This window comes from Brevundimonas goettingensis (assembly GCF_017487405.1).
Lineage (GTDB): Bacteria > Pseudomonadota > Alphaproteobacteria > Caulobacterales > Caulobacteraceae > Brevundimonas > Brevundimonas goettingensis.
Genome location: NZ_CP062222.1, coordinates 1,096,090 through 1,122,379, shown reverse-complemented (window position 1 = coordinate 1,122,379; position 26,290 = coordinate 1,096,090). Strand labels below are relative to the sequence as shown.

The 26,290-nt window shown below is 68.7% G+C and carries 31 protein-coding genes; 9 read left to right on the top strand and 22 right to left on the bottom strand.

All coding sequences use genetic code 11. The features are described 5' to 3' along the window. Position 1: 1 nt before the first annotated feature. Genes IFJ75_RS05545 through IFJ75_RS05535 form a run of 3 tightly spaced genes read right to left on the bottom strand, consistent with a single transcriptional unit; the run spans position 2 to position 3,567 of the window. Entirely contained in the window at positions 2–1,009 is a 1,008-nt protein-coding gene (locus tag IFJ75_RS05545) for an adenosine deaminase (protein ID WP_207931634.1), read from the bottom strand. 54 nt (positions 1,010–1,063) lie between these two features. Next, positions 1,064–2,866: an arginine--tRNA ligase gene (gene argS / locus IFJ75_RS05540; protein ID WP_207931633.1), complete on the bottom strand. Its 1,803-nt coding sequence runs from the start codon at positions 2,864–2,866 to the stop codon at positions 1,064–1,066. After that, on the bottom strand, positions 2,866–3,567 hold the full coding sequence (locus IFJ75_RS05535) for a Tat pathway signal sequence domain protein (RefSeq protein ID WP_207931632.1): 702 nt from the start codon (positions 3,565–3,567) through the stop codon (positions 2,866–2,868). The genes argS and IFJ75_RS05535 overlap by 1 nt, the downstream gene beginning before the upstream one ends. 273 nt (positions 3,568–3,840) lie before the next feature. On the opposite strand from IFJ75_RS05535, the gene ispH reads away from it, so the two are divergent. Both ispH and IFJ75_RS05525 read left to right on the top strand, forming a co-directional pair. After that, a complete protein-coding gene (gene ispH, locus IFJ75_RS05530; RefSeq protein WP_207932483.1) occupies positions 3,841–4,800 on the top strand; it encodes a 4-hydroxy-3-methylbut-2-enyl diphosphate reductase in 960 nt (319 codons plus the stop codon). A 13-nt stretch (positions 4,801–4,813) separates the two neighbouring features. Continuing rightward, entirely contained in the window at positions 4,814–5,230 is a 417-nt protein-coding gene (locus tag IFJ75_RS05525; protein ID WP_207931631.1) for a hypothetical protein, read from the top strand. A 4-nt stretch (positions 5,231–5,234) separates the two neighbouring features. Here the strand turns inward: IFJ75_RS05525 and scpB are convergent, their stop codons facing one another. The 5 genes from scpB to IFJ75_RS05500 form a co-directional block, all read right to left on the bottom strand. Beyond that, positions 5,235–5,858 carry an SMC-Scp complex subunit ScpB gene (scpB, locus tag IFJ75_RS05520; RefSeq protein ID WP_207932482.1) on the bottom strand — a complete coding sequence of 208 codons (624 nt, stop codon included), beginning with the start codon at positions 5,856–5,858 and terminating at the stop codon, positions 5,235–5,237. 32 nt (positions 5,859–5,890) lie between these two features. Next, a complete protein-coding gene (locus tag IFJ75_RS05515) occupies positions 5,891–6,715 on the bottom strand; it encodes a segregation and condensation protein A (RefSeq protein WP_207931630.1) in 825 nt (274 codons plus the stop codon). Positions 6,716–6,758: 43 nt separating this feature from the next. Beyond that, complete coding sequence (gene nagZ, locus IFJ75_RS05510) at positions 6,759–7,805, bottom strand: beta-N-acetylhexosaminidase (RefSeq protein ID WP_207931629.1); 1,047 nt, start codon at positions 7,803–7,805, stop codon at positions 6,759–6,761. A 5-nt stretch (positions 7,806–7,810) separates the two neighbouring features. Continuing rightward, complete coding sequence (locus tag IFJ75_RS05505) at positions 7,811–8,608, bottom strand: SPOR domain-containing protein (RefSeq protein WP_207931628.1); 798 nt, start codon at positions 8,606–8,608, stop codon at positions 7,811–7,813. A gap of 92 nt (positions 8,609–8,700) precedes the next feature. Next, entirely contained in the window at positions 8,701–9,927 is a 1,227-nt protein-coding gene (locus tag IFJ75_RS05500) for a deoxyguanosinetriphosphate triphosphohydrolase (protein ID WP_207931627.1), read from the bottom strand. 65 nt (positions 9,928–9,992) lie between these two features. On the opposite strand from IFJ75_RS05500, the gene erpA reads away from it, so the two are divergent. Then, entirely contained in the window at positions 9,993–10,373 is a 381-nt protein-coding gene (erpA, locus tag IFJ75_RS05495; protein WP_207931626.1) for an iron-sulfur cluster insertion protein ErpA, read from the top strand. 190 nt (positions 10,374–10,563) lie between these two features. Here the strand turns inward: erpA and IFJ75_RS05490 are convergent, their stop codons facing one another. Continuing rightward, positions 10,564–11,322: a 3-oxoacyl-ACP reductase gene (locus IFJ75_RS05490; protein ID WP_207931625.1), complete on the bottom strand. Its 759-nt coding sequence runs from the start codon at positions 11,320–11,322 to the stop codon at positions 10,564–10,566. Positions 11,323–11,466: 144 nt separating this feature from the next. Between IFJ75_RS05490 and IFJ75_RS05485 the strand changes: the two genes are divergently transcribed. The 3 genes from IFJ75_RS05485 to IFJ75_RS05475 are packed head-to-tail and all read left to right on the top strand — an operon-like array spanning position 11,467 to position 13,428. Then, positions 11,467–11,775 (top strand): metalloregulator ArsR/SmtB family transcription factor, encoded by a 309-nt coding sequence (locus tag IFJ75_RS05485; RefSeq protein WP_207931624.1) that lies wholly within the window; start codon positions 11,467–11,469, stop codon positions 11,773–11,775. Next, on the top strand, positions 11,772–12,455 hold the full coding sequence (locus tag IFJ75_RS05480; protein ID WP_207931623.1) for an SdpI family protein: 684 nt from the start codon (positions 11,772–11,774) through the stop codon (positions 12,453–12,455). Before IFJ75_RS05485 ends, IFJ75_RS05480 begins: the two co-directional genes overlap by 4 nt. Before the next feature lie 34 nt (positions 12,456–12,489). Next, positions 12,490–13,428 carry an alpha/beta hydrolase gene (locus IFJ75_RS05475; RefSeq protein WP_207931622.1) on the top strand — a complete coding sequence of 313 codons (939 nt, stop codon included), beginning with the start codon at positions 12,490–12,492 and terminating at the stop codon, positions 13,426–13,428. Here IFJ75_RS05475 and IFJ75_RS05470 read toward each other — a convergent pair. From IFJ75_RS05470 to IFJ75_RS05460, 3 genes are all read right to left on the bottom strand, one after another. Next, the gene (locus tag IFJ75_RS05470) at positions 13,425–14,183 is read right to left on the bottom strand and encodes a prephenate dehydrogenase (RefSeq protein WP_225897009.1); all 759 of its coding nucleotides are present in this window, start codon (positions 14,181–14,183) and stop codon (positions 13,425–13,427) included. The two genes, IFJ75_RS05475 and IFJ75_RS05470, sit on opposite strands and share 4 nt — an antisense overlap. Then, positions 14,180–15,511 carry a dihydroorotase gene (locus IFJ75_RS05465; RefSeq protein ID WP_207931621.1) on the bottom strand — a complete coding sequence of 444 codons (1,332 nt, stop codon included), beginning with the start codon at positions 15,509–15,511 and terminating at the stop codon, positions 14,180–14,182. The genes IFJ75_RS05470 and IFJ75_RS05465 overlap by 4 nt, the downstream gene beginning before the upstream one ends. A 159-nt stretch (positions 15,512–15,670) precedes the next feature. After that, the gene (locus tag IFJ75_RS05460) at positions 15,671–16,630 is read right to left on the bottom strand and encodes a glycosyltransferase family 9 protein (RefSeq protein WP_207931620.1); all 960 of its coding nucleotides are present in this window, start codon (positions 16,628–16,630) and stop codon (positions 15,671–15,673) included. Between the two features lie 136 nt (positions 16,631–16,766). Between IFJ75_RS05460 and ygfZ the strand changes: the two genes are divergently transcribed. Further along, on the top strand, positions 16,767–17,579 hold the full coding sequence (ygfZ, locus tag IFJ75_RS05455) for a CAF17-like 4Fe-4S cluster assembly/insertion protein YgfZ (RefSeq protein WP_207931619.1): 813 nt from the start codon (positions 16,767–16,769) through the stop codon (positions 17,577–17,579). 75 nt (positions 17,580–17,654) lie between these two features. Then, the gene (locus IFJ75_RS05450; RefSeq protein WP_207931618.1) at positions 17,655–18,260 is read left to right on the top strand and encodes a DNA-3-methyladenine glycosylase I; all 606 of its coding nucleotides are present in this window, start codon (positions 17,655–17,657) and stop codon (positions 18,258–18,260) included. A gap of 12 nt (positions 18,261–18,272) precedes the next feature. On the opposite strand, the gene IFJ75_RS05445 is transcribed toward IFJ75_RS05450, so the two are convergent. After that, a complete protein-coding gene (locus IFJ75_RS05445; RefSeq protein WP_207931617.1) occupies positions 18,273–18,569 on the bottom strand; it encodes a hypothetical protein in 297 nt (98 codons plus the stop codon). A gap of 127 nt (positions 18,570–18,696) precedes the next feature. On the opposite strand from IFJ75_RS05445, the gene IFJ75_RS05440 reads away from it, so the two are divergent. Beyond that, positions 18,697–19,371: a ribonuclease HII gene (locus tag IFJ75_RS05440; protein ID WP_207931616.1), complete on the top strand. Its 675-nt coding sequence runs from the start codon at positions 18,697–18,699 to the stop codon at positions 19,369–19,371. Between the two features lie 3 nt (positions 19,372–19,374). Here IFJ75_RS05440 and IFJ75_RS05435 read toward each other — a convergent pair whose 3' ends face one another. The 9 genes from IFJ75_RS05435 to IFJ75_RS05395 form a co-directional block, all read right to left on the bottom strand. Further along, the gene (locus IFJ75_RS05435; RefSeq protein ID WP_207931615.1) at positions 19,375–19,638 is read right to left on the bottom strand and encodes a hypothetical protein; all 264 of its coding nucleotides are present in this window, start codon (positions 19,636–19,638) and stop codon (positions 19,375–19,377) included. Between the two features lie 60 nt (positions 19,639–19,698). Further along, positions 19,699–20,739 (bottom strand): DNA adenine methylase, encoded by a 1,041-nt coding sequence (locus tag IFJ75_RS05430; RefSeq protein ID WP_207931614.1) that lies wholly within the window; start codon positions 20,737–20,739, stop codon positions 19,699–19,701. Between the two features lie 134 nt (positions 20,740–20,873). Then, positions 20,874–22,316, bottom strand: a complete 1,443-nt coding sequence (gene pyk, locus IFJ75_RS05425; protein ID WP_207931613.1) for a pyruvate kinase — start codon at positions 22,314–22,316, stop codon at positions 20,874–20,876. Positions 22,317–22,463: 147 nt separating this feature from the next. Next, complete coding sequence (locus tag IFJ75_RS05420; RefSeq protein ID WP_225897008.1) at positions 22,464–24,179, bottom strand: alkaline phosphatase family protein; 1,716 nt, start codon at positions 24,177–24,179, stop codon at positions 22,464–22,466. Between the two features lie 117 nt (positions 24,180–24,296). Further along, the gene (locus IFJ75_RS05415; RefSeq protein ID WP_207931612.1) at positions 24,297–24,482 is read right to left on the bottom strand and encodes a hypothetical protein; all 186 of its coding nucleotides are present in this window, start codon (positions 24,480–24,482) and stop codon (positions 24,297–24,299) included. Between the two features lie 94 nt (positions 24,483–24,576). Next, positions 24,577–24,837 (bottom strand): hypothetical protein, encoded by a 261-nt coding sequence (locus IFJ75_RS05410; protein WP_207931611.1) that lies wholly within the window; start codon positions 24,835–24,837, stop codon positions 24,577–24,579. Further along, positions 24,834–25,271, bottom strand: a complete 438-nt coding sequence (locus tag IFJ75_RS05405) for a hypothetical protein (RefSeq protein WP_207931610.1) — start codon at positions 25,269–25,271, stop codon at positions 24,834–24,836. The genes IFJ75_RS05410 and IFJ75_RS05405 overlap by 4 nt, the downstream gene beginning before the upstream one ends. A 67-nt stretch (positions 25,272–25,338) precedes the next feature. Continuing rightward, complete coding sequence (locus tag IFJ75_RS05400; protein WP_207931609.1) at positions 25,339–25,713, bottom strand: hypothetical protein; 375 nt, start codon at positions 25,711–25,713, stop codon at positions 25,339–25,341. 51 nt (positions 25,714–25,764) lie between these two features. Continuing rightward, positions 25,765–26,226, bottom strand: coding sequence for a helix-turn-helix domain-containing protein (locus IFJ75_RS05395; RefSeq protein WP_207931608.1), 462 nt, complete (start codon positions 26,224–26,226; stop codon positions 25,765–25,767). Positions 26,227–26,290: the final 64 nt, after the last annotated feature.

The following is a 26,290-nucleotide window of genomic DNA, read 5'->3' as shown; positions in this document are numbered from 1 at the left end:
ATCAGAGGGCGGCGTACGCCTCGACCTCGTCGATGTACGCCGCCTTCTCCGCCGAGGTCAGGAACGAGCCCTCGAAGCTGTTCTTCGCCAGACCGATCAGCTGCTCGCGCGTCAGGCCGACGGCGGCCGTCAGCTGACGCCAGTTCTCGTTCACATAGCCGCCGAAATAGGCGGGGTCGTCGGAGTTCAGCGTGACGTGAAGCCCCTGCCGCAGCATCTCCGGCACGGGATGATCTTTGAGGTCGTCGACGACGCAGAGCTTGTGGTTCGACAGCGGGCAGACGGTCAGGGTCATCCCCTCCTTCGCGAGCCGTTCGACCAGTTTCGGGTCCTCCATCGACCGGTTGCCGTGATCCATCCGGTCGATCTTGAGCAGGTCCAGCGCCTCCCAGACATACTCCGGCGGCCCCTCCTCCCCGGCATGGGCGACGCGCTTCAGCCCCATGGAGCCGGCGGCGGCGAAGACGGATTTGAACTTGGACGGCGGATGGCCGACTTCGGAGGAGTCCAGCCCCACGCCCCGGATCCGGTCCAGCCAGGGCTCGGCCTTCCGGAGCGTCGCGAAGGCCGCATCCTCATCGAGGTGGCGCAGGAAGCAGAGGATCAGCTGGGACGAGACGTCCAGATCCGCCTCGGCCGCCTTCATCCCCGACAGCAGGCCGTCGGCGACCACCTGGAACGGAATGCCCCGGTCGGTGTGGGTCTGGGGGTCGAAGAAGATCTCGGCGTGGCGCACCCGGTCCGCCGCCGCCCGCTGGAAATAGGCATAGGCCAGGTCGTGGAAGTCCTGCTCGGTCTGCAGGACATTGGCCCCGGCGTAATAGATGTCGAGGAAGTCCTGCAGGTTCGAGAAGTCATAGGCCGCGCGCACGGCTTCGACGCTGTCGAACGGGATCTCGACCTTGTTCCGCCTTGCCAGCTCGAACATCAGCTCGGGCTCGAGACTGCCCTCGATGTGCAAATGCAGCTCGGCCTTGGGCAGGCTGTTGATGAAGGCGTCGAGGGACATGGCAGGCTCCGGATCGGGATCGACGCAGTCTAACCCGAATCCGGAGAAGCTTCGCTACATGCGTTCCGGCGTCGCGATGCCCAACACGCCGAGCGCCAGCACCAGCTGGTCCAGCGCCGCCTTCGACAAGGCCAGCCGCGAGCCGCGCGTGGCCTCGTCCGGCGCGACCAGCACCGGGCAGGCCGCGTAGAATTTCGAGAAAGCCTGGGCCAGACGATAGGCGTGTTCCGCGATCAGGTGCGGCATCCGCTTGTCATAGGCGTCCGAGATCGCCTGATCGAAGGCGTCCAGTGTCAGCACCAGATCGCGCTCGGCCGGCTCCACGACGGCGATCGGGCCGGGCGTGGCGCCCTGCTCCGCCCCGCGCCGCAGCAGCGAGCGAATGCGGACGACCTGATAGAGCAGATAGGGGCCGGTCTTGCCCTCGAAGCTCATGAAGCGGTCGAGGTCGAAGATGTAGCTGGTGGTTCGGCTGTTCGACAGATCGGCGAACTTCAGGGCGGCGATGGCCACCTTGTGGGCGATGGCCTCGAACTCGGCCGGATCGACGTCGGCGCCGAGGTTGGCCTCGTGCAGACGGTCGCGCGCCTTGTCGGTCGCCTGGGTAATCAGGTCGTGCAGCTTGAGCACCCCGCCCGCGCGGGTCTTGAACGGCTTGCCGTCGGTGCCGTTCATGGTGCCGAAGCCGAGGTGCTCCAGCTCGCCCGGCTTCGCGTAGCCGGCCAGATAGGCGGCGCGATAGACCTGTTCGAAATGCTCGGCCTGCCGCTCGTCGACGACATAGAGCATCAGGTCGGGATCCAGCGTCTCGCGGCGGTCGACGATGGTCGCCAGATCGGTCGTGCCGTACATGGCCGAGCCTTCGGAGCTCACCACCAGCAGCGGCGGCGGGCTGGGCGCCTCGATCACCGAACCATCTGCCAGCTTCTTCTTGCGCGTCTCACCCGGCCTGGCGACGTGGACCACCTGGGCGCCGTCGTCCTCGACCAGCAGGCCCTTGGCGGTCAGATCGGCGATCATCCCGACCATGCGCGGATCGGCGTCCGATTCCCCGTTCCAGAGGTCGAAGGTGACGTCCAGGGCGCCGAACTCGCGCTCCAGCGCGGAGCGGCTGACGGCGACAAAATGCTTCCACAGGGCGCGATAGCCGGGGCGACCGCCCTGCAATTCGGCCGTCGCCTTGCGGGCGCGGTCGCGATAGGCGGGGTCTTCCTTGGCAGTCGAAGCGGCGGCCGGATACAGGCGTTCGAGGTCATCAAGACTGACCGGGCTCTCGGCCGGGAACGGGCCTTCGCCTTCGACAAGGAAGCCGTCGGCCTTGCCTTCATCGCCCACGGCGACGATCAGCAGCCCCATCTGGAAGCCCCAGTCGCCGAAGTGGGCGTCGCCCCAGACGGTGTCGCCGCGCAGGCGGAACAGCCGCTTCAGGCTTTCGCCGATGATCGAGGAGCGCAGGTGACCGACGTGCATCGGCTTTGCCACGTTGGGCCCGGCGTAGTCGATGATCACCTTGCGCGATTCGGCAACGGCCGACGCCCCGGCCAGGGTCGCATCGGCGGCGACGGCCTGGGCGCGCTTCGCGAGGGTGGCGTCCGAGACCTTGAAATTGATGAAGCCGGGTCCGGCGACCTCGACCGAGGACAGGCGCGGATCGGCGGCCAGGCGCTCGGCGACCTTGCCCGCCAGCTCGCGCGGATTGGCCTTCAGCGCCTTGGCGGCGGCCAGGGCCCCGTTGGACTGGAAGTCGGCCAGGTCCGGCCGATCGGACGGGGTCACCCGCGCCAGCGCCGCGTCCACGCCTTCGGCAGCGAAGGCGGCCGCGACCGCTTCGCCCAACTCTGACTTGAGATCGGTCATTACTGGGCCGGCGGCTGGGTGGCGGGCGCGGGGGTCGGCGCGGTCCCGGCGTTGACGCGGAAGCGGCTGCCGTCGCGATTGAAGGCGGCCATCTCCGGCGTGACGTCAAAGCCGACAAGGACCTCGAAGTTCGAGCCGCTGACGCTGACGTCCTTGCGCGGGATCACGATGGTGCGCTCTTCCTCGACCGAGGCGGTCTGCTGGCCTTTGAAGTCGACCGGCAGGTCGAAATATTCCTTGGCCAGGACGGCGGCGTTCCGCTCGGTCACGGCGATCCAGTAGCGATAGGTGCGCTGATCGCTCGTCGCCTGAGCGCCACGGCCCAGATCGAACAGGACGTTCATCTGCACGGTGATCGGATCGTCGGAACGATAGCTGCAGCCGGCGGTGACGCCTTCGATCTCGCCGGTATAGCCGACATTGGCCAGGGCGGCGCGGTTGTCGGCCAGCTCCACATAGCGGGCGGCGTCATAGAGAATCTTCACATAGGGGCACGGGCCGGCGTTGGCTTGCTGGCGCAGGACGCCCTGGCGCGGGCCACGGCGGGAGGCTCCCTCCTCGTCGTCGCCTCCCTGCTGCTGACCGCCGGTCGGGCGCTGGCCCTGCTGTTGCTGACCGCCGCTGAACTGGGCATGGGCCACGCTGGGAAGCACACCGGCCATCAGGACAATGGCGGACAAGGCAGGGACAAGGCGACGCATCAAGGGAATTTCCGACAGCCGAATGGGCGCGCAGCAAAGTGTCGGCGCCCGACACCGCCACGCTGGGTGCTGATAGCGGCTAAAGCGAGGCGCGGCAAACGTCATGGGCGTAGGATTTGGGGCGTGGGGCATGGGCGTGGCCATAATCACCCATCATGGCGATGACCCCGCCTCCTTGCACCATACCCCACACCCCACACCCGTACCCCAGAGAGACGGTGGCGGTCGCCAGAGACGGTGGCGGTCGTCGGCCAGAACCGTTACCCTGGCGCCATGAACGCCCATGCGCCGATCAAACGCCCGCTCAAGGTCCGCCTCGCCACCCCGCGGGGATTTTGCGCCGGGGTGGACCGCGCCATCCAGATCGTCGAGCGCGCCATCGAGAAGTTCGGCGCCCCGGTCTATGTGCGCCACGAGATCGTCCACAACCGCCACGTCGTCGAGCGGCTGAAGGCCATGGGCGCCGTCTTCGTCCAGGAGCTGGACGAGTGCCCCGATGACCGGCCCGTCGTGTTCTCGGCCCACGGCGTGCCCAAGTCGGTGCCCGCCAGCGCCCGCGCTCGCGAGATGCTGTTTCTTGACGCTACCTGCCCCCTGGTCTCCAAGGTCCATGTCGAGGCCGAGCGCCACCACAATGCCGGTCGCCACATCCTGCTGATCGGCCATGCCGGCCATCCCGAGGTCGTCGGCACCATGGGCCAGCTGCCCGAGGGCGCCATCACCCTGATCGAGACGGTCGAGGACGCCGAGACGGTTCAACGGCCCGGCGACATGCCCCTCGCCTACGCCACCCAGACCACCCTCTCGATGGACGACACGGCCGAGATCCTGAAGACGCTCAAGGCCCGCTTCCCCGAACTGCCCGACCCGCACAAGGAAGACATCTGCTACGCCACCACCAACCGTCAGGAGGCGGTCAAGGTGCTGGCCGACGGCTGCGATCTGGTGCTGGTGGTCGGCTCGCCCAACTCTTCCAACTCGGTGCGGCTGGTCGAGGTGGCCCTGCGCGGCGGAGCGAGGGACGCCCGGCTGGTCGATGACGCCACCCAGGTCGACTGGACCTGGTTCGAGGGCGTGGACACGGTCGGCGTCACCGCCGGCGCCTCCGCCCCTGAGCCCCTGATCCAGGCCCTCCTCGCCGCCATCACCGACCGATTCGACGCGACCATGGTCAATGATCCGGGCGAGCGCGAGACGGTGACGTTCAAACTTCCGCGCGCGCTGACGGCCTAGGCAGGAGGTGGCGATGCGGTTCTGGTCGATGGTCGTCCTCGCGGTCGCTCTACTCGTCAGCGCCACGCCCGGCGCGGCCCGGACCGTTCCCGATCTCGCACTCGGCCAGATCTGGACGCTCTCCGATCCCGCCTCCCCCTCGGTTCGGGTGACCATCGGGCGCATCGAAAAGGTCGGCGATCAGGATGTCGTGCATGTGACGCTTCGTGGCGTTCCACTTCCCGACGGCGAGAAGATTGAAGTGGGGCACATGCCGTTTGCCGCCGCCGCCCTGCGGGGCTCGCTGGGCTCTTTGGAAGCGACGAACGGACGGACTGCCCGGACATTCTCGCAAGGCTACGACTACTGGAAGGCCGATCACGGCGGGTTTTATACGATCCCCGTTCCACAGGCGATCGCCGCCATGGTCCAGTCTCTGGCAAGCCGGTAGCGACCTAGTCCCCCACGAAATCCTGGGCGAACTCGGGCTGGTCGCCGTCCTCGATGGGGTCTTCCTCATCGGCGTCGGAGCCGCGCGAGGGGTCGGGCACCTCGAAGCCGGTGGGCAGGGACAGGTCCAGCAGGCCCGCCGCCTTCATCTCCGCCGCGCCCGGCAGATCGTACAGGCTGGCCAGGCCGAAATGCTCCAGGAAGCGGTCGGCGGTGGCGTAGGTGACCGGACGGCCCGGCGTCCGACGCCGCCCGCGCAGCCGCACGAAGCCCATCTCCAGCAGCAGATCCAGCGTCCCGCGCGAGATCGACACCCCGCGCACGCTCTCGATCTCGGCCCGAGTGACGGGCTGGTGATAGGCGATGATGGCCAGGGTCTCGAGCGCGGCCTTGGACAGGCGGCGCGGCTCCTCCCGCTCCTCGGTCATCAGGAAGGCGAGGTCGGGCGCGGTACGGAAGCGCCAGCGGTCGGCGACGCACTCCAGCTCCACCCCCCTGCCCTCATAGCGTTTGCGCAGGCCCGAGATGGCGGCGCCGACGTCGGTCCCCTCGGGCAGGCGACGCGCGATCTCGGCGGCCGACAACGGTCCGGCGGCGGCGAACAGCAGGGCCTCGACGCGGCGCTCCATCTCGGTCTCGTCGGGCACGAACTGGAGATCGGTCACGGCTGCAGCTCCAGCGGGAAGCCCACGCCCCGCCGCTTCAGATAGATGTCCTCGAACGCCCCGTCCTGACGCACGTCCATCGCCCCTTCCTTGACCAGCTCCAGACTGGCCGACAGGGTCGAGGCTGTGAAACTGGCCTGGCTGGGGCCGTCGCCCTCCTCGTCACGCAGTGGCGCGACCTGATCCAGCGTAGTCCACTCCTCCAGCCGGGGCAGGACGTCGCGCAGCCAGTCGCGCGCCGCCTCCAGCCCGAAGGCCTCGACCCGCTGCCCGGGCGTATAGTGTCGCGCCTGTTCGCGCCGCCGCTGGATCACATAGGCGCTCATCAGCTCGTACAGGCTGGCGTCGATGCGGTCGGACGGCACGATCACCGTGGCCTCCGGGTCGCCGCGGGTGAAGACGTCGCGCTTCAGCTGGGGCCGGGCCTGAATGGCCTCGACGGCCTTTCGCATCGCATCCAGCTTCTGCAGGCGGAAGGCCAGGATGGCGGCCATGTCTTCGGCCGGAGGCTCGTCGCCCTTGCCCTTGTCGGTGCGCGGCAGCAGCAGCCGCGACTTCAGATAGGCCAGCCATGACGCCATCACGAGATAGTCGGCCGCCAGCGAGAAATTCCGCCGCCGCGCCTCATGCACGAAGGCCAGATACTGTTCCGCCAGCTTCGTGATCGACAGCTTGAGCAGATCGACCTTCTGGGTCCGCGCCAGAGCCAGCAGGACGTGCAGCGGCCCTTCATAGCCCTCCAGATCGACCACGAAGGCCTCGCCCGCGTCGATCTGCTCGACGGCGGCGAAGTCCAGATTGGGCTGGAAGGCCTCGGTCATCCTTCTGGCCTAACGCGCGTTCGCGCTACTTGAGGCCGGACCTTCACGCCTGCGCCTCCCCCACATCGGCGCCCCTGGCGGCGTCCAGACGCCCCTTGAGCATGGCGTCGAAGCGTTCGCGGGCCTCGACCAGATCCAGCGGCTCCGGTGTATGGACTATGCGGGCGAGCGCGGCCTCGGCGCGGCGGGCGGCGCCGCCCTTCAGCCGGCCCACGCCCTCGGCGACCTGACGCATCTCGGCGAGGTCGCCGTTCCAGTGGATGACCAGATCGCAGCCGGCCTTCAGCGACTTCTCGGCCCGCTCCTTCAGCGTCCCCGACAGGGCGTTCATGACGAGGTCGTCGGACAGCAGCAGGCCGCCGAAGCCCAGACGCTCGCGGATCAGCCTGATCGCCTTCTTCGACTGGGTCGCCGGACGCTTCCTGTCTATGGCGGTGAAGACGATGTGGGCCGTCATCCCGATCGGCATGTCCGACAGGGCCTTGAACGGGGCGAAGTCCCAGGCGTCCAGAGTGTCGAGGTCGGAATGGACCGTCGGCAGCTCCTTGTGGGTGTCGGCGAAGGCGCGGCCGTGGCCGGGCATGTGTTTGATCACCGGCAGGACCCCGCCGGCCAGCAGCCCCTCGGCCGTCGCCCGGCCCAGCTGGGCCACCAGAGCGGGATCGCGGGCGTAGGCGCGGTCGCCGATGATGTCGTGGGCGCCGGGCACGGGCACATCGAGCACCGGGGCGCAATCGACGTTGATGCCGACGGCCTTCAGATCATGGGCCATCAGCCGTCCGCCCAGCCGCGCCAGTTCGCGCGCGGTCATCGGGTCGTTAGTCGCCTTCAGATAGGCCTCGCCCGGCGGATACTTCGCCCAGTGCGGCGGGCCCAGTCGCTGGACGCGGCCGCCTTCCTGATCGACCAGCACCGGCGCCTCCCACCCCACGCTGTCACGCAGGGCGTCGGTCAGGCGGCGCACCTGATCGGGCGTCTCCACATTGCGGCGGAACAGGATGAAGCCCCACGGCCGGGCGTCGGCGAAGAAGGCCCGCTCGTCGTCCGTCAGGGCCGTACCCAGACACCCATAGATGGCCGCGCTGTTCACCGGGCTCAGCGCACCAGGCAGTCGCCGCCGGCGCCCTGGATGGCAGCGCAGAAGGCCTGGGCCCGCTCGCGGCTCAGGCCGAAGAAGGTGGTGCGATAGACGGTCGAACCGTTGGAGGCGGTGACTTCCTGAACGCGCTTCTGGGCCCCGCGCGCATATTGCGGGAAGCGGGCGGCGACGGCGGCGTATTCGCGGTCGGCAATGGCGGTCGAGGAGAAGGCGCCGATCTGCACCGCCGAGGACCCGTTCGCGGCCGCCGGGGTCGGCGGGGTCTGGGTCGCCTGGGGCGAAGGCCGCACCACCGGCGCGGTCGGGGCCGGACGGGTCGTGGTCGCCGGGGCCGGACGCCCCGGAACAGGACGGACCGGCGGCAACTCGTCGGAGACCACCGGCGGCAGGGGCCTGGGCGCCGGGCGCGGCTGGGCCTGTTCCGGCGGCGCCGTATAGGTCGGGGCGGTGTCCACCGGCGGGGTCTCGTCACGATAGACGTCGACGCCGGCCTCCTCATCGACCGGCTGGGCGTCCACCGGCGCCTCGACCTTCATCTGGCCCACGGGCGTGCCCACGGCCGGCGGCACGTCGTTCGAAGCGCGCAGGCCCGAGCGGTAGAAGACCACCACGGCGATGATCAGCACCAGCAGCACCACGGCGCTGACGATGAGGGTCACGGGCGGCGCCTTCGCCGGGGGTCCGCGACGCGCGTCGAAACCGCCGCGATTGAACGGCAGGTCGTCGTCGGTCGGCGGCGTATAGGGGCCCCGGTCGCGGCTGTCGTTCGGGCGGTTGTTGTCGTCGTAGGACATGGTCGCTTGATCTCTGGGTCCGGCGCGAATCGGCGCGCGGCCTGACACTCTAACCCGCCCGCCCCCGCAGACGAATCACAGTTGGGGTGAATTCACAGGTCGCGGATCAGGTCGATGCTGAACAGCCGCCGGTGTTCCTCGATCGCATAGCGGTCGGTCATGCCGGCGATATAGTCGCACACCGCCCTCGCCCGCCGGTTCAGATCGTCCGACCCGGCCCGCCCGAACCATTCCGGCGGCAGAACCTCGGGCTCGGCCATGAACAGCTGGAACATCTCGGCCAGGATCCGCCGCGCCTGGCTGCGGGTCCGGTTGACGCGATAATGGCGGTACATCCGCTCGAACAGAAAGGCGCGCAGCACGCCCAGGTCGGCCATCATGGCGTCGGAGAACTGGATCAGGGTTCGCCTGGCCGTGCGCACGTCCTCGGGCGTGACGATCCGGTCCGCAGCGAGCCGCCGCTCGGTCTCGGCCAGGACGTCATCGACCATCAGGCCGATCATCCTCCGCACAGCCTCCAGCCGCACCATCCGCTCGTCCAGATCGGGCCAGTCGGCGCGCACGCTCGCCAGCGCCGGTCCGATCAGCGGCACCTCGGCCAGATCGGTCAGGGTGAACAGCCCGGCCTGCAGCCCGTCGTCCACGTCGTGGTTGTTGTAGGCGATGTCGTCCGCGATCGCCGCTGCCTGGGCCTCCAGCGAGGCGAAGCTGTTCAGCCTCAGATCCCAGTCGGGATTATTGCTGGTGCGCGTGTAATCGGCGATGGCCTTCCAGGCCGGGTCATCCAGCTTGTGGGTCACCGGGCCGTTGTGCTTGACCACCCCCTCGACCGTCTCCCACGACAGGTTCAGCCCGTCGAAGCCCGGATAGCGGCGCTCCAGCTTCGTCACCACGCGGAAGGTCTGGACATTGTGGTCGAAGCCGCCGAACGGCTCCATCTGCACCTGCAGCTCGTCCTCGCCCGCATGGCCGAACGGCGGATGGCCCAGGTCGTGGGCCAGGGCGATGGTCTCGGCCAGATCCTGGTCCAGCCCAAGGGCGTGGGCCAGCGACCGGGCGATCTGGGCCACCTCCAGACTGTGGGTCAGGCGGGTGCGGTAGTGGTCGCCCTCATGCGCCACAAACACCTGGGTCTTGCCCTTCAGGCGGCGGAAGGCGGTCGAATGGATGATCCGGTCGCGGTCGCGGGCGAAGGCATTGCGCGTCCGGCTGGCGGGCTCCGGAACCAGCCGCCCGAAGGTGTCGGACGGGATCTCCGCATAGGGGGCGAAGCCGCAGGTATCGGCGAACGGCGTGTCGTTGGGGGGTGTCTGGCTCAAGCGGGTCGCGTTTCGTGATCGGCCGGGCCTTTGCGCTCGGCCCTTCGCGTCTCATATAGACAGCCATGACCAGCGTCCAATCCACGGCCCCGTTCGAACTGAAGGTCGCCACCCGCACGCCCGAGGGCATCGTCCTGTCGCCCAGCGCCGCGAAGCGTCTGGCCAGGCTCGGCGCCGCCGAGGGTCATACGGTCATGCTCCGCGTCGCCGTCGAGGGCGGCGGCTGCTCCGGCTTCCAGTACCAGATGGACCTCGTCCAGACCGCCGAGCCCGACGACCTGCGCATCGAAACCGACGGCCAGACCCTGCTGGTCGACCCGATCTCGGTTCCCTTCCTCAAAGGTTCGGAGGTGGCTTACGTTGACGAACTGGCCGGGGCGCAGTTCGTGGTGCGCAATCCGAACGCTGCAAGCAGCTGCGGATGTGGGGTGAGCTTCTCGATCTGAGCATCTCCTCCCCGTTCGCCGCTGGGCGAATGGGGAGGTGGCTCCGAGCCCTTGCGAGGAGACGGAGGGGGCGAGGCCATGATGAAGGTGACGGATTCTGCGGCGAGCACGGCGTCGCCCCCTCCGTCACGGCGCTGAAGGAGCGCCGCGCCACCTCCCCATGCTTCGCACGGGGAGGAGATGGGCTGTATCAATCCCGCACCAACCCCCCATCGACCACCAGATTCTGCCCCGTCACGGCCCGGCTCCAGGGCGAGGCGAAGAATAGCACCGCGTCGGCGAACTCCTCCGGCGTGGTGACGCTCCGCAGCGGGGTCATGCCGGCGATCAGGTCGAAGACGGCGTCGGGCGTCGCGGCTGAGGCGTCGGTGGTCCGCAGCAGGCCGCCCGAGACCATGTTGACGGTGATCCCCTTGGGCCCCAGGTCGCCCGCCGCCGTGCGGGTCAGGGACAGGAGCGCGGCCTTGGCGGCGGTGTAGTCGTGATAGGGCACGACCGGGTTCTGGAACAGGTTGGTGCCGATGTTGACCACCCTGCCGCCCCCGTTGCGGCACATGCCGGGCACGGCCGCCTGGATGACGTTCAGGGCGCCGCGCACCACGGTCGAGAACTGGCTCTCCATCTCGGCCCAGCCGATGTCGGTCAGGACCGAGCGCGCATCGCCGTTGAAGCTGTAGTCCAGCGCATTGTTGATCACCGTCGTGATCGGTCCGCCGAACTTCGCCTCGGTCGCCGCGACCATGGCCTCGACCGCAGACCGGTCGGCGACGTCGGCCTGGTACGCCATGACGCGGTCACCGAGCTCGGCCGCCAGCGCCTCGGCCTTGTCGCCGCTGGCCCGCCAGTTGATCACCACCCGCGCGCCCTGCCCCGCGAAGGCCCTCACCACCGCCGCGCCCACGCCGCGCGCCCCGCCGGTGACGAGGACGATCTGGTCGCTGATGTTCATGAGCCGGCTCCTTACAAGATGCGCCGGTTCAACCCTCTCCCGGCGCCGCTTGCAAGCCTTTCGCAACAACCGCTTCCGACCTTCTTAGGCAACTGCCGAAACAAGACTTGCGATTAGGAAAATCCCTAATTAGGGTCCTGACTCATGAACACCCTGTTCAAGGCCCTGTCGCACCCGGTCCGCCGCCGCATCGTCGCGATGCTGCGCAAGGGCCCCATGGCGTCCGGCGACATCGCCGCCGCTTTCGACATGAGCTGGCCGACCATCACCGGCCATCTGAACGCGCTCAAGGAGGCCGGCCTCGTCAGCCCCGAGCGCGAGGGCCAGACCATCCGCTACCGGCTGGAGATCTCCGCCGTCGAGGAGGCCATGGCCTTCCTCATGGAGATCGCGGGGACGGGAAGCACAGCCGCGGACGCGTTGGTAGCCGCAAAGGGGGAGACTGAACGATGACCCTGAAACTCACGCCGCTCGACAAGCTCAGCGGCCTCGTCTTCGCAGCCCAGATGATCCTCGCCGGCAACACGGCCATCAACGGCCCGACCGGCCCTATCCCGACCCATTTCACCCTCTCAGGTCAGCCCGATGGCTGGAGCGACCGGACCGAACTGGCCCTGATGATCGCCGGGATGGCGACACTCGGCCTCCTGCTCAGCGGCGGCCTTGGGCTGGCGGCCGCCCGGGCCGAAGAGGATGGCGACACGAGGCGGCGCCGTGGCCTGAAGGCGGCCCAGGCCGTGATCCTGATCGCCTTCGTCGGCATCGCCGGTCTGACAGTCGCCCTCAGCCTAGGCGGCGTGGGCGACCGCGCCGACGGGCCCGGTACGATGATGGCGGTCTTCGGCCTGCTGCTCGCCGCCATCGGCGCCCTTCTGGGCCGCGTCGGGCCCAATCCCTGGGTCGGGGTCAAGACGCCCTGGGCCTACAAGAGCCGAACCGCCTGGGACCGGTCGAACCGGCTGGCCGGCCGGCTCTGGTTCTTCGGCGGGATTGGCGCCATCGCCCTCTCGACGGTCATTCCACAGCCGCTGGGCCTGCAGGCGTTGTTCGTGTTCGTGATCGCCAGCGCCCTGCTGGCCGTGTTCGAAAGCTGGCGTGTCTGGCGCACTGACCCCGACCGCCAACCCTTCTAGTACCCGCGTCAAACCTCTCACCGGAGACTGAACGATGCTGACCCTCCTGCTCGCGGGCGCCCTTGCGCTCGCCCAGACCGCCGCGCCGGTTTCGACCGACGTCGCCCTGCCCTCCCGGCCTGCCCCCCTCCACGGGACCTTGCTGACGCCTGCCGGAGCCACGACGGCGGTTGCGGTGATCATCCCCGGATCCGGCCCCACCGACCGGGACGGAAACTCACCCCAGTTCGGCTTCGCCGCCGGCAATCTTCGTCTCCTGGCCGAGGGGCTTGCCACACACGGCGTCGCAACGCTGCGGATCGACAAGCGAGGAATCGCCGCAAGCGCCGCCGCCGGACCCTCGGAGACCGACGCGCGATTCGACGCCTATGCCGAGGACGCGCGCGCCTGGGCCGCGGAGGCCGCCCGCCGCGCCGGCCAGCCCTGCGCCTGGCTTGTCGGCCATAGCGAAGGCTCGCTCGTCGCCCTCCAGGCCGTACAGACTCCGGACGACCGCATTTGCGGCGTGATCTCCCTGGCCGGCGCCGGACGCCCCGCCGGCGTTGTGCTGCGCGAACAATTCTCCGGCCTGCCCGAGCCCCTCAAGACCCAGGCCTATGCGGCCTTTACGGAGCTGGAGGCCGGCCGCACCGTTTCGGACTTCCCGGCCGAACTTGCGAGCGTCTTCCGCCCCTCGGTCCAGCCCTATCTGATCTCCTGGCTGCCGCTCGACCCGGCCAAGCTGGCGGCGACGTATCGCGGGCCCCTGTTCATTGGTCAGGGGACGACCGACCTTCAGGTCAGCATGACCGATGCCGAGGCCCTGGCCGCCGCGCGCCCGGACGCGACCATGGTTCGCTTCGAAGGGGCCAATCACATGTTTAAAATCGCGCCGGCCGATCGCGACGCGAATATTGCGACCTATCGCGACCCGTCCCTGCCTCTGGCCCCGGGCGTCGTCGACGCGGTCGCGGCCTTCATCGCCTCACACTAGCTCTCGGGACCATCCAGTTCCGCACGCGCCTCGTCCGCCAGGGCGAAGAACCGCTCGCGGACCCCGGCGGCGAAGGGATTGTCGCGCTCGATGGCCCGGAACACCGCAGGGCTGTCGTGGCGCACCATCTCCACCGCCTGCATGATCCGCTCGAAGCTGGCGGTCGTCATCCGGCTCGGCAGTGGCTCCATGGCCAGCAGGACCCGGGCGATCAGATGGGTCAGCCCCTGCACCACCGCCGCCTCGCGGTCGTGGTCCTCGGGCGAGACGGCGAAGACCTTCAGCCCCAGCGCCCTCCTGCAGAAGGCGGAGACCCGCCGCGCCGCCCGGTCGTCGTTGATCGGACAGACGGCGATCCTCAGTCCCGCGATCCCGTCCTTGCCGCTCTGCGGCCCGAACAGCGGATGGGTCCCGACCAGACGCACGCCGTCGGCCAGGCCCTCGGCCATCAGCCGCGCGGGCAGCACCTTCACCGAGCCGACGTCGATGATCAGGGCGTCGGGCGCCACATGCGGCGCTATGGCCCTGACCGTCGCCGCCAGCGCCTCCACGGGCACGGCCAGAATGACGATCGGACAGGCCGCGGCCTCTTCCAGCCCGGCCAGCCGGATCAGCCCCAGATCGTCCGTCGCCGCCGGATCGTACGCCAGGATCTCGAACCGATCCGACAGATGGCGTGCAGTCAGCCGCCCGAAAGCGCCGAAGCCGATCAGCCCCAGTCGGCCTCCGGTCCTGCCGCCGGCCTTCGAGGTCACGGCTTCAGGGTTTCCTGGAAGCGCACGGGACGCCCGCCCGCCTTGCCGATCAGCTCGCCGTCGCGCATCACCGTACGGCCGCGAATGATCGTCGCCATCGGCAGACCGGTCGCCTCGAAGCCGTCGAACGGCGTCCAGCCCGAACGGGTGGCCATGTCGGCATGGATCAGGGTCTTCTTCGCCTTCAGGTCGACGATGGTCAGGTCGGCGTCATAGCCCTCGGCCATCCGCCCCTTGCCCGCCGTGCCGAACACCCGGTTGGCGCCCGCCGAGGTCAGATCGACGAAACGCTCCAGCGACAGCTTGCCGTTGGCGACATGGGTCAGCATGACCGGCACCAGGGTCTGCACCCCCGGCATGCCCGACGGCGACGCCGGATAGGGCCGCGCCTTCTCTTCCAGCGTATGCGGCGCGTGGTCCGAGCCCAGCACGTCGGCGACGCCGTGCTCGATGCCGCGCCACAGGCCGGCGATATGCGGCTGGCTGCGGATCGGCGGGTTCATCTGGGCCAGACCCTTCAGACGCGCATAGGCCTCGTCGCCGTCCAGCGTCAGGTGCTGGGGCGTGACCTCGACCGTGGCCACGTCCTTGTTGTCGGCCAGGAATTCGATCTCTTCCGCCGTCGTGACATGCAGGACGTGGATGCGGGCGCCGGTCTCGCGCGCCAGGGCCACAAGGCGCCTGGTCGAGCGGATGGCGCTCTCGGCGTCACGCACCTCGGGGTGGCTGGTCCAGTCGCCGGTGCGGGCCAGAGGCCGGCGCTCGACCAGACGGTATTCGTCCTCGGAGTGGAAGGTCGCGCGCCGCTTCACATGGCGCAGCACCTCGCGCACCCCGTCGTCGTCGGCGACCAGCAGGGTGCCGGTCGAGGCGCCCATGAAGACCTTGATGCCGCAGCAGCCGGGCAGACGCTCCAGCTCGCCCAGCATCGAGGCGTTGGCGTGGGTCCCGCCGATATAGAAGGCGTGGTCCGTCCACATCCGGTCGCGGGCGCGGGCCAGCTTGTCGGCCAAGGCGTCCGGATCGGTCGTCGAGGGTTCGGTGTTCGGCATCTCGAACACGGCGACGACGCCGCCCAGGGCCGCGGCGCGCGATCCGCTCTCGAGGTCTTCCTTCCACTCCAGCCCCGGCTCGCGGAAGTGGACCTGGGTGTCGATGACGCCGGGCAGGACCGTCAGCCCCGTGGCGTCGAACGTCTCGCCCGCCGAGGCCTGCGACAGGTCGCCGACGAATTCGACGCGGCCGTCATTGACCCCGACGTCCGCCATCCCGCGCCCGGCGTGATTACAGACCTCGCCGCCCCGCACGATCAGGTCATAGGTCTTCATCGCAGCACTCCCAGATCCGTCATCCTCGGGCTCGTCCCGAGGACCATTGTTCCGCGCTTGCGAGCCGACCCGACCAGAGGCAGCGCCAAGGCTCTCGCTCCCGGCGTTTGATGACAGATGGGTCCGCGGGACAAGCCCGAGGATGACGGTATTTGTTTTTCAGGCCGAAGTTTTGGCCGCCAGCAACTTTTTCGCCGCCTTCAGCACCCGCTCCGCCGGCAGGTCCATCATGTGCTGAATCGCCTGGTTCAGACGCGGATCCAGCGTCTTGAACTCGTCCAGAGAGCGCGGCCCTCGCACCGAGGCGCCCTGCCACGGGCCGACCTGGCCCTCGTCCGACGGCCCGAAGACCGCCACCGAGGGCACGCCGGCGGCGACCGCCAGCTGGGTCCAGATCGAGTCCGCCCCGACGTAGAGGCTGGCGTGCGACAGGGCGGCGGCGGTCTGCAGCCGTGTCAGTTTCCCTTGCGTCTCGATCACCCGGTTCCGGGCGACGGCCAGACGAATGGTGTGGGCCAGGTCGCGGTCGGCCTCTTCGCCGACGATCAGCAGCCGCCCGCCCGCCAGCGGCCCGTCATCGGCCAGCAGGGCCGCGACGACGCGGGAATAACGGTCGGCGGGCCAGCGCTTGCCGATCCAGTCCGTGCCCGGACCGACCGCCAGGATCGGCTTGCCGTCCGGCCTGACGATGGCGTCGGCCAGGCCTTGCGTCTCCTCGCCGAAGAACAGCCTCGGCGCCGGAACCTCATCCAGCTTCAGGATGTCGGCGGCCTGTTCGACGGCGTGCAGTTCCGGATTGACCTTGCCGCGCACCGCCCGCTTCTGGCGCCGCAGCTTGCCCGACAGGGTCGAGCCGCGCATGTCGACGACCAGTCCCCATTTGGTCTCCCGCACCTGATTCCACAGAGCGATCCATTCGAACCGGCCGTCGCGGTCGAGGGTCAGCAGCCGGTCGAGGCGCGGGGTGTCGGCGAACAGGGGCGAGGTCGCGGGCGATCCGACCACGGTGAAGGTCGCCTGGGGCATCGCCTCGACCAGATAGGCCAGGACGCCGGACGAGAGCACCGCGGCCTCAGCCTCGGCCTCGGCGATGTAGAGAATGGGAAAACGCGCCGCCATGGATGGACCGTATACGGATTCTATCGTGGGTTCAGAGAGATGAAACGGGCAGTTCAGTCGGCTTTGGTGGAAAAGATTCCCCGAAAGAGTCTGGGCGGCCCTCGCTCCCTGAACGCGCCAACCCTATCTTGGCCGCATGACAAACCTCGCCGGCCTCGACAGCCGCGCCCTGATCCGTGTGTCGGGTGAGGACGCGAAGTCTTTTCTGAACAATCTGCTGACCCAGGAAGTCGAGACCCTGGGTGAAGGCGAGCTGCGTTTCGGCGCCCTGCTCTCTCCGCCCGGACGGCTGCTGTTCGACCTCTTCCTTTTCGGAGACGGGGATGCGGTGCTGCTGGATGTCGCGGCCGACCGGCGCGAGGCCCTGATCCAGCGCCTCTCGATGTACAAACTCCGGGCCAGGGTCGAGGTCGCCGCCGACGACCGTCCTGTCACCGCCAGCTGGCCCGCGGTCGCCGAGGGCTTCGTCGCCGACCCGCGCACCGCCCTGCTCGGCGGCCGCCGCTACGGCGAGACCGGAACCACCACCGCGCCCGAGGCCGACTACGACGCCCACCGCCTCGCCGTCGGCGTGCCCGATCCGGCGCGCGACACGGCGGTGGATCGCACCTATCCGATCGAGGCGGACTTCGACCTCCTGAACGGCATCGACTTCGCCAAGGGCTGTTTCGTCGGCCAGGAGACGACCTCGCGCATGAAGCGGCGCGGCGCCATTCGCAACCGCATGCTGCCCCTCGTCTTCGACGGCCCTGCGCCCGCCGTCGGGGCCGAGGTCCTGCTGAACGGAGACCGCCGGGCGGGCGAAGTCATGACCGGTGCCGACGGCTCGGCTATCGCCCTGCTGCGGCTGGACCGGATCGACGGCGACCTGACGGTCGAAGGCCGTTCCGTGACCGTCCGCCGCCCTGACTGGATGCCTGTCGAACCGGCGCCACACTCTGAAGACTGAACGTCGTTGCGCGATCAATGATTGATCGACGCCGCCTCGCTTCCGCCCTCGCCGCCGCGCCGCTAGGATCGGCCCATGACCGAATCCCTGCATCGCTGCGCCCCCCACCGCTGCGCATGGTGCGGGACCGACCCGCTCTATGTCGCCTATCATGACACCGAATGGGGCGTGCCCGAATACGACCCGCGCGCCCTGTGGGAGAAGCTGGTGCTGGACGGGTTTCAGGCAGGCCTGGCCTGGATCACGATCCTCAGGAAGCGTGAGACCCTGCGCGCCGCCTTCGCCGACTTCGATCCGGCAAAGGTCGCCCTGTTTGATGACGCCGACCGCGAGCGGCTGATGAACGACCCGGGCATCATCCGCTCCCGCGCCAAGATCGAGGCCGCCATCAAGGGCGCGCAGATCTATCTGGAGATGCAGGCCTCGGGCGAGGACTTCTCGGAATGGCTCTGGTCCTTCGTCGGCGGGGCGCCGATGCAGGGCCGTCGCGCCGGCATGGGCGACATCCCGACCCAGACGCCCGAGTCGGTCGCCATGGCCAAGGCGCTCAAGAAACGCGGCTTCAACTTCTGCGGCCCGGTCATCGTCTACGCCTTCATGCAGGCCACCGGCATGGTCAACGACCACATCCAGCCCTGCTTCCGCTGCGAGGAAGTCCAGGCCATGAGCGGTCCGGCGTAGGTCGTCCGGGGTTCAGGCCGGAATATCCGGCAGCTTCTGGATTTTCTGAAGCATGTCCCGGCTCTCGTTGCGTTCCGACTGGTTCTGTCGCTCGGTCCGACAGACCCGACGCGGGAAGCGGCTGCCCGTGACCGGCTCCATGCGACACACCACACGATCGAGATCGGTTTCCGTAGGCGCCGCCGCTTCTCCGGCCCCGGCCGTAGCGGGCTCGGTCGCCGGCGCCCGCGGCCTGGGCGGCGGCAGCGGCTGGGCTGTGAACACCTGAACCTGAAGCGTCATGGCCGCCGCAAGGATGAGAAACGACATGTACCTCTCCCGACTGCTTGAAGAACAACGATCACTCTTCGGCTGTGCAAAGTCAATGAGGAGGGATCGGGCAAGGTCCGCACGCCCGTTGCTTCCGCCGCGGCGCGGATCAGGTTAAAGGCGGCGAATGACCGGCAAGATCGCCAAACCCCAGCTCGCCCCGAAGCGCACCCTCCCGAAGTCAGACCGTGCCTTCCCAACCACCGCGCTCGAGGTGCTGCTCAGCCAGTCCGTCGGCGGGCCGGTCTGCGGCGTGGACGAGGCCGGGCGCGGGCCGTGGGCCGGTCCCGTCTCGGCGGCGGCTGTGATCCTGAACCCCGACGATTTGCCCGAGGGCATCGACGACTCCAAGGCCCTGACCGAAAAGCGCCGCTTCGAACTCGAGCCCCGCATCAAGGCCTCTGCCATTGCCTGGGGCGTCGGCTTCGCCTCGGTGGAGGAGATCGAGGAGCTCAACATCCTCCATGCTACGGGCCTGGCCATGTGCCGCGCCATCGAGGCGCTAGGGGTTGAGCCGAAGGCCGCGCTGGTGGACGGCAATTACCGGTTCAAGCTGCCCTGCGATGTAAAGACTGTGGTCGGCGGCGACGGCCTGTCCCTGTCGATCGCGGCGGCCTCGATCCTGGCCAAGACGGCGCGCGACCGGCTGATGATCGAGCTCGACGCCCAATACCCGGGCTACGGCTTCGCCAGCCACAAGGGCTACAATGCCCCCATCCACCAGGCGGCCCTGAAAGCCATGGGCCCCTGTCCGGCCCACCGCCCCAGCTGGGCGCCGATCCGGGCCTTGCTCGAAGGCTGACGTCTAGATGTGGAGTGCGCCGCCCAGCAGCGCGCCCATCGACGCGGCGACAACGGCGCCGGCGGCGATCGTCACCCACGGGGGCAAATCCGACATGATCTCTTTCAGCGTCGGCTCCGACACGCCCGTGTCATTGGCTGGCCGGCTGTCGAAGCGGCTGACACCCGGGGCGCGCCAGGCGACGGCGTCGCGGGCGTCCATGGCCTTGCGGTAAGCCTTCTCTGCGTTCTGGGCGCGGAGCGCTTCGGCTTGCGAGATCGGGGTCATCGACAGCTGTTCCATGCCGACCCAAACGGCCTGCGTCCGCTAGCGTTCCTTACGCAAAGGTTAAGCCGCCTCCGGCAGGGCCACAACCCGATCGGTGACGAGGAACAGATACTCGACATTCTTCAGCCGCCCGACGGCGCCGACCTTCTCGCCCTTGGGATTATGAATGCCGATGCGGGCGCCGACGTAGCGGGGGCGGTCGATCTCCACCACCTGCACCCGTCCGCGCGCCGACAGCATCTCGACCAGCTGGTCGCGGCTCAGATAGCCTTCGTCGTTGAACGACACGATCAGATTGGGCGCCTGGATCGCCTCGATCACCGCCCCCAGAGCAGGGCCGATGCCGGGCTTGGAGTTGAAGGCGCTCTTCCTCGTGCGGACATCGACCCGCTTGTTCGCGATCCCATAGGTCTCGGGCTTGTCCCACAGCACCAGACTTTCCCAGACGTGGTAATTCCCGAGATAGGAATGCTGGTTGTAGGGCGGGTCCAGATAGACGAGGTCGGCCTCGACCTGGGCCGCGATCTCGACCGCATCGCCCTGCGTCGCCCGGCACGGCCCGCCCGCCACGCCCGGCAGCAGGTCGGGCATCCTCAGCGACAGGGGCTTCAGGGCCCGCGGCGCCCAGGCCTTCATATAGGCCATATGCACCCCGGCGGTGGAATCCACCCGGTCGGCGGCCTCCATCAGCGAGACCATGGCGACGGCCTCCAGCTCCGGCTCCAGCCCCATGGCCACGATCCGGTCGCGCATGGCGTCGATCCGCGCCCCGTTCTCCGGATGGAAGAAGCGGGCGTCCTCGCAGAAGGTCTTGGTGAACCAGCCGGCCTCGGGCTTCACCTCGCCCAGCTCGGCGATGACCGCGGCGGCCCTGTCCGACCAGACCTCGCGGTCCGCCTGCACATAGGCCGTCGCCAGCGTATGGGCATAGGTGTTGATGTCGTTGGACCAGACCCGATAGCCCTGCCCCTTCAGGGCGTGGCCCACCCGGGCGCTGCCGGAGAACAGGTCGCAGACGGTCCCGCCCTCGGGCAGGACGCGCGCAACGGCCGCCTTGATGGGATCAAGAAGGGCCCGTTTCGAGCCGAGATATTTGATCATCGCGTTCAGTCCTCCCCCGTCGGGGGAGGGGAACCACGAAGTGGTGGAGGGGGCTGGCCCCGGACACCGCATGTGGACTAGCCCCTCCACCGCCAAGAGGCGGACCCCCTGCCCCGTTGGAGGAGGATCGCGGCCTATTTGGCGGAGCGCTTCGCCGGTTTGGACGGAGCATGGGCCAAACGCAGCAGATTCGCAGCCCCCGGCGCGCCGAACGGTGTCCCGGCCAGAATCAGGACGCGTTGCCCCGGCTGGGCCAGGCCGAACTCGACCGCGCTGTTGACGGCGTTGTCGGTCACGTCCTCCAGCGAGGTCGGCTCCTTGCCCAGACGCGGCTCCAGTCCCCAGACCAGGGCCAGCCGACGCGCCGTCTCGGCTTTCGGCGTCAGGGCCAGCATGGGCTGCAGCGGCCGCTCGCGCGACATCCGCCGGGCCGTGCCGCCCAGGGTCGTGAAGATGACGATACAGGCCGTGGATTGGGCCTCGGCAGCCTTGCGCGCCGCCGCGACCAGGGCGTCGGCGTCGAAATCGTCCATGCCCGCGTGTTCGGCGTCCATCAGGCTGGGCCAAGTCGGGTCCTTTTCGACCCGTTCCATGATCCGGTTCATGATGCCCACCGCTTCCAGCGGATAGTCGCCGGACGCCGTCTCGGCCGACAGCATCAGGGCGTCGGCGCCCTCATAGACGGCGTTGGCGACGTCGGAGGCTTCGGCTCGCGTCGGAGCCGGCGAGCTGGTCATGGATTCCAGCATCTGGGTCGCGACGATCACCGGCACCCCGCGCTGGCGGGCGGCGCGGATGATGGCTTTCTGGGCCACCGGCACCTCTTCGGGGTCCATCTCGACGCCCAGATCGCCGCGCGCGACCATGACGCCGTCGCAGTAGTCCAGAATGGCGCCCAGATCGGCGAGGGCCTGGGGTTTTTCGATCTTGGCCAGGCACGCCGCCTTGCCGCCGACCAGCCGCTTCAGCTCGGCCATGTCCTCGGCCTTCTGGACGAAGCTCAGGGCCACCCAGTCGACGCCGATGCGCAGGGCGAAGGCCAGGTCCTCGCGGTCCTTGGGCGTCAGGGCCGAGACCGGGATCACCGCCTCCGGCACGGCGACGCCCTTGCGGTCACTGAGCTTGTGGCCGCTCTCGACCGTGACGTCGGCCCATTCGTCGGATCGCTCGCCGACGCGCAACCGCACCCGGCCGTCGTCCAGCAGCAGCAGGTTGCCGGTGCGCAGGGCCTTGAAGATTTCCGGATGCGGCATCTGCACCCGCGTCTCGTCGCCGGGGGTCGGGTCAAGATCGAACCGCATCTTGTGGCCCGGCTTGATGTCGATCTCGACATCCTTGAACCGGCCCAGACGCAGCTTGGGACCTTGCAGGTCGGCCAGCACGCCCAGAGGTCGTTGCAGCGCCATCTCGGCCCCGCGCACCGCCTTCAGGGCGGCGGCATGATCGTCATGCGAGCCGTGGCTGAAGTTCAGGCGGAAGACGTCGACCCCGGCCTGGGCCAGGGCCTTCACCGTGCCGGGCGCCCGGCTGGCGGGCCCCAGGGTCGCGACGATGCGCGCGCGTCTTGCTCTGATCATTGGACTGTCCCGTTTTCCGGTCGCGTTTCCTGATCCCTTGCCGGGAATCTGTGGCCCTTCTGGCAAGGTAACACGCCGGACGGTAGATCAGAGCCCACCGGGAAACACGATGTGACGCCCTGTAACGAAGCACACGCGACACCGGCCTCAGGGCTTGGCGTCAGGCTCCGCCGCGACCACCGGACACGCCGGGACGTCATACAGGCCCAGGTTCTGGCACACGCCGTCCACGGTGTCCGCCGCCGGGACATTGACCAGATTGGCCAGGGTCGGGGCGATGTCGACGGTGCGCAGCGGCCAGAAATGCTCCTCGCCGCGCTCGCCTGGCCGCCAGAAGATGATCGGCACGCGACGGTCATAGTCCCAGGGCGAGCCGTGGCTGGCGATCGAGCCGCCGATCCGGGCGTTGGAGGTCAGGTTGTAGGCATAGGCGCGCAGGATGTCGGCGCCTCGCCCGGCGACGGCGCTCAGGCGCAGCCTCTCGCGGATCGTCAGCTCTTCAGGATTGAAGTTCCGGGCCGGCATCGGGTCCTGCAGCAGTTCGTCGCGCGGCACGGCCAGGACGATGTTCGGCTCGGCGTTCAGCAGCGGGACGGCGGCGGCGATAATCTGGCTGCGCAGCGGTTCCGGCAGTTCCTTGTGATCCTTGTCGGCGACGATGAAGCCCGTGCCGCCGCTCTGTAGCGGGTTGTCGGTCAGGTTGAACTGGGTCTTCAGCTGGGCATTGATGCGCGTCAGCATGGTGGTGTCATAGCGGCCCGCGGCGCCGCCCCGCTGGGCGATCCGCTCGGGGAAGTCCGACCCGCCGTGGTCGGCGGTCAGGACCACGATGGCGCCCGGGGTCGCCGCGACTCGGCTCAGGAACCGCCCCAGCGCCTCGTCCATGCGCAGCAGCTGTTCGCACATCTCAGGCCCCTGGGTGCCGTAGGCGTGACCGATCTTGTCGGTGCCCGACAGGCTGACGCCCAGCAGATCGACCACCCCGCGTCGGCCCAGTTGCTGGCTGTCCAGCAGGTAGGTCGCGGCGTCCAGGGTGGTCTCGTCGAGATACGGCGAGTCTTCCAGATTGGCGTCCTCCGGCGGCAGGTCGGCGTGGAAGGTCTGGCCGCCGACGGTCGAGGTCGAGCGCAGGGTGCGGCACTGGTCGTGCTGGAAGGTCCAGGTCGGGTTCGGATCGGCCGCCAGCTTCGCCTTGTAGGCAGCGTTGAATGCCGCGATCGGCGCCAGCCGCGCCTCGGCGTTCTGGCCGGGCTCGACATAGGTCGTCAGCATCGGCCCGGCGATCCAGAAGGTCCCGTCGGCGTGGTGGCCCGCCAGGTTGATCGCGCCCCGGTCCTTGCCCGAGACGGCGAAAACGCGGCTGTCCGGGCTCTGGGCCTTCACCCAGTCCGGCAGGTTGGTGACCAGAAGCTGGTCCGAGCCCACCAGACCATTCTCGCTATGGGCGCCCCCGGCGATGGTGTTCTGCGGCGCCGCCAGACAATAGAGCTCCTTGCCCGTCGCCGGATCGATCCACTCATTGGCCGGGATGCCGGTATGGGTCGGGTGGGCGCCGGTCAGGACGGTGGAGTGGCCGGGGCAGGTCGTGGTGACGCCGTGGCTCTGGAAGCCGTTGGTATAGACCAGCCCCTGATCGGCCAGGGTCCTCAGTCCGCCTGTGAACCGGCTGCGATACTGGTTGAACAGATTGGCGCTGAACTGGTCGATCACGATGGTCACGACCAGGGTCGGACGGCCCGGCGCCGCGTTCGATCCGGGGAAAGGCGCGCGCTCCGGAGCGGCGGCCTCCCCTGCGGTCTGCGCGAGAGCCGGCGCGGCTCCCAGCATGAGAAGAGCCGAGACGATCGCGGTGGTGGACTTCACTGGGGGACGCTCCGATGACCTTGTCGGCCCCTTAGCGCCCGCGCATGGCGGATGCGTGACAGTAAGCGGAACCGGGCGGTCCTCCTACGCCTCCGCGACGCTTTGTCCAGAGTGGGTCTAGGCCTCGCCCGAGGTCCGGCGGCGCGGGTCGCCACGCACGGTTGCGTCGGCGGACGGACTCTCCTCGGCGTCCACCACCCAGAAGCTCCAGGTCAGTGGGCACATGTCGGCGGAGAAGACGCGCTCACGCGTTTCGTCGCGCTTCACGGGCGACAGGGGTGCGATCCAGTCCAGGAAAGCCATGGTCTTAATTCCTCCGGACGGTTCTTCGACCGTTCCAGTGGACAGAATGGCGCGCGTCCGGCTGAAATTGGAAGCCCCCTGCCCCGCAAAGCACTCACACTTTCGGCAGATCGCCGACGTAGCGCCTCAGATGAGCCAGGGCGGTCTGGTCGCAACCATCGCTACGCGACGCCACGGTCTGGAGCAGGACATCCAGCATGGCCCCGGCCTCTCCGGGGGTCGCGGGCTGCCATTTCAGCAGGAATTTCTCGGCGGATTCGAACCGCTCCCACACCGGCTCAAGATCCTGGGCGGACCATTCGCGCCAGAAGGCGACGGCGGACTCGAACGTCCATTGGGGGTCGGATTTCGTCATGGATGATATTCTGTCGAAAGAGGTCGGGCCTTGGCCCGGAAATGGGATCGGGTTTGCCGGCGCGCCGACAGGGCCTCGGCGATGCCGAACCCGCAGGCGACCATCTGAAGCATCCAGAGCACCAGCCGCAGCGAGACGCCGGTCCAGATCAGCAGATCGGGCTGGGCCAGGGCGATCGCATAGCTTGAGGTCGCCGCCACTTGGAATCCCGCCGCCGCGATGATCCACCAGCGGCGGGACACCACGACCAGGGCGATCAGGGACGCCAGAAGGCCGATAGACATCAGTCCCAGCCCCCAGCGGATGTTCCCGATCACCAGCGGTTCCAGCAACGGCGGGGCCAGGATGGCGGACACGAACACCGCCGCGCCCAGGCGATCCTCGCGCTGGCCGAACCACAGCAGGCCCGCCAGGACGAGGACGGTCGGCGCCATGAGAAGATACTGGAGAAGATTCATCCCTAAACGCCGGCCCCTACCTGTCTGGTTCGCCTCGCCAGGCTCAGCCGACCGCGGAGGCCAGGGGTGCGGTGCTGCCCGGCTTGGTCTCGGTCGGGCTTTCCATGCGCCACGGCACGGAGAACTCTTCCGCCGTCTGCAGCAGGCCTTCATGGGCGCGGATGGTCGCGCCCCGGGCCTCGACGGCCAGGCCGATGGCCCGGGTCAGTTCGGCCAGGGCTTCCTGACCCGCGGCGGCCGCGACGCCGATCTCGAGCCGGCCCATGACCAGGGTCTGAGCCAGGGCGAGATGGGACGCCAGGGCGTGGTCGAGCTGGTGTTCGGCGGTCCGGAGTTCACGGGCGGCCTTGGCGCCCAGGGCGCGCTTGGCTTGCAGGGCCGACCGGGAGGCGGTCGGCAGAGTGCTGATGTTCGACATGAAGTTATCCCTCCGCCCCATGGCGGGATGAATGTGTTGGCGTCGTCTGCCTCAACGGGCTCCGGCGGGCGCCGCCTGCTGCATCAGCTCCATGCCGAGGTGCAGGATCGCGGCGCCGCCGACCGCCAACACCGTCCCTCCGATGGCGAAGGCCGCCACCAGCGCCAGTCGGAGAACCAGCCGCTCCGGAGCCGGAGGGATGGACCAACCGACGGACGAAGGGGTCCCTTCACGTCTCGTCGTGACGAGGTCGTTGACCGCCTCGGCCCCGGCATCAGGGAGCGAAACCGGTGAACCGGATATCGGTATTGCGGCGCCTAGGTATTGAATGCCGACGCGCTCCGCCGCGCGCCGCCGATCGCGCACGCCCAGCTTTCCGAAGATGCTCTGGAAATGCGCGGCCACCGTCCGACGGCTGATACCCAGCCTGTCAGCGATCTCCTGGTCGCTCAGCCGTTGCGCGGCCAGCTCCAGACATTGCTTCTCTCGAGCGGTCAGCGGCTGTTGCGACATCTTTCCCCCGACGCCAACCTAGTCTGCGGAATTGAGCGCCGTCCAGCCGAGGCCGCTCCCCGGA

What these genes read in the sequence shown, in the direction of transcription:
- IFJ75_RS05440 (WP_207931616.1), top strand. Translation starts at nt 18,697, where the DNA reads ATGACCGGCAAGATCGCCAAACCCCAGCTCGCCCCGAAGCGCACCCTC.
- argS (WP_207931633.1), bottom strand. Translation starts at nt 2,866, where the DNA reads ATGACCGATCTCAAGTCAGAGTTGGGCGAAGCGGTCGCGGCCGCCTTC.
- pyk (WP_207931613.1), bottom strand. Translation starts at nt 22,316, where the DNA reads ATGATCAGAGCAAGACGCGCGCGCATCGTCGCGACCCTGGGGCCCGCC.
- IFJ75_RS05400 (WP_207931609.1), bottom strand. Translation starts at nt 25,713, where the DNA reads ATGTCGAACATCAGCACTCTGCCGACCGCCTCCCGGTCGGCCCTGCAA.
- IFJ75_RS05545 (WP_207931634.1), bottom strand. Translation starts at nt 1,009, where the DNA reads ATGTCCCTCGACGCCTTCATCAACAGCCTGCCCAAGGCCGAGCTGCAT.
- IFJ75_RS05405 (WP_207931610.1), bottom strand. Translation starts at nt 25,271, where the DNA reads ATGGCGCCGACCGTCCTCGTCCTGGCGGGCCTGCTGTGGTTCGGCCAG.
- IFJ75_RS05450 (WP_207931618.1), top strand. Translation starts at nt 17,655, where the DNA reads ATGACCGAATCCCTGCATCGCTGCGCCCCCCACCGCTGCGCATGGTGC.
- IFJ75_RS05435 (WP_207931615.1), bottom strand. Translation starts at nt 19,638, where the DNA reads ATGACCCCGATCTCGCAAGCCGAAGCGCTCCGCGCCCAGAACGCAGAG.
- IFJ75_RS05460 (WP_207931620.1), bottom strand. Translation starts at nt 16,630, where the DNA reads ATGGCGGCGCGTTTTCCCATTCTCTACATCGCCGAGGCCGAGGCTGAG.
- IFJ75_RS05535 (WP_207931632.1), bottom strand. Translation starts at nt 3,567, where the DNA reads ATGCGTCGCCTTGTCCCTGCCTTGTCCGCCATTGTCCTGATGGCCGGT.
- IFJ75_RS05515 (WP_207931630.1), bottom strand. Translation starts at nt 6,715, where the DNA reads ATGACCGAGGCCTTCCAGCCCAATCTGGACTTCGCCGCCGTCGAGCAG.
- ispH (WP_207932483.1), top strand. Translation starts at nt 3,841, where the DNA reads ATGAACGCCCATGCGCCGATCAAACGCCCGCTCAAGGTCCGCCTCGCC.
- IFJ75_RS05445 (WP_207931617.1), bottom strand. Translation starts at nt 18,569, where the DNA reads ATGTCGTTTCTCATCCTTGCGGCGGCCATGACGCTTCAGGTTCAGGTG.
- erpA (WP_207931626.1), top strand. Translation starts at nt 9,993, where the DNA reads ATGACCAGCGTCCAATCCACGGCCCCGTTCGAACTGAAGGTCGCCACC.
- ygfZ (WP_207931619.1), top strand. Translation starts at nt 16,767, where the DNA reads ATGACAAACCTCGCCGGCCTCGACAGCCGCGCCCTGATCCGTGTGTCG.
- IFJ75_RS05410 (WP_207931611.1), bottom strand. Translation starts at nt 24,837, where the DNA reads ATGACGAAATCCGACCCCCAATGGACGTTCGAGTCCGCCGTCGCCTTC.
- IFJ75_RS05395 (WP_207931608.1), bottom strand. Translation starts at nt 26,226, where the DNA reads ATGTCGCAACAGCCGCTGACCGCTCGAGAGAAGCAATGTCTGGAGCTG.
- IFJ75_RS05430 (WP_207931614.1), bottom strand. Translation starts at nt 20,739, where the DNA reads ATGATCAAATATCTCGGCTCGAAACGGGCCCTTCTTGATCCCATCAAG.
- IFJ75_RS05465 (WP_207931621.1), bottom strand. Translation starts at nt 15,511, where the DNA reads ATGAAGACCTATGACCTGATCGTGCGGGGCGGCGAGGTCTGTAATCAC.
- IFJ75_RS05505 (WP_207931628.1), bottom strand. Translation starts at nt 8,608, where the DNA reads ATGTCCTACGACGACAACAACCGCCCGAACGACAGCCGCGACCGGGGC.
- IFJ75_RS05490 (WP_207931625.1), bottom strand. Translation starts at nt 11,322, where the DNA reads ATGAACATCAGCGACCAGATCGTCCTCGTCACCGGCGGGGCGCGCGGC.
- IFJ75_RS05485 (WP_207931624.1), top strand. Translation starts at nt 11,467, where the DNA reads ATGAACACCCTGTTCAAGGCCCTGTCGCACCCGGTCCGCCGCCGCATC.
- IFJ75_RS05475 (WP_207931622.1), top strand. Translation starts at nt 12,490, where the DNA reads ATGCTGACCCTCCTGCTCGCGGGCGCCCTTGCGCTCGCCCAGACCGCC.
- IFJ75_RS05525 (WP_207931631.1), top strand. Translation starts at nt 4,814, where the DNA reads ATGCGGTTCTGGTCGATGGTCGTCCTCGCGGTCGCTCTACTCGTCAGC.
- scpB (WP_207932482.1), bottom strand. Translation starts at nt 5,858, where the DNA reads ATGGAGCGCCGCGTCGAGGCCCTGCTGTTCGCCGCCGCCGGACCGTTG.
- IFJ75_RS05415 (WP_207931612.1), bottom strand. Translation starts at nt 24,482, where the DNA reads ATGGCTTTCCTGGACTGGATCGCACCCCTGTCGCCCGTGAAGCGCGAC.
- IFJ75_RS05480 (WP_207931623.1), top strand. Translation starts at nt 11,772, where the DNA reads ATGACCCTGAAACTCACGCCGCTCGACAAGCTCAGCGGCCTCGTCTTC.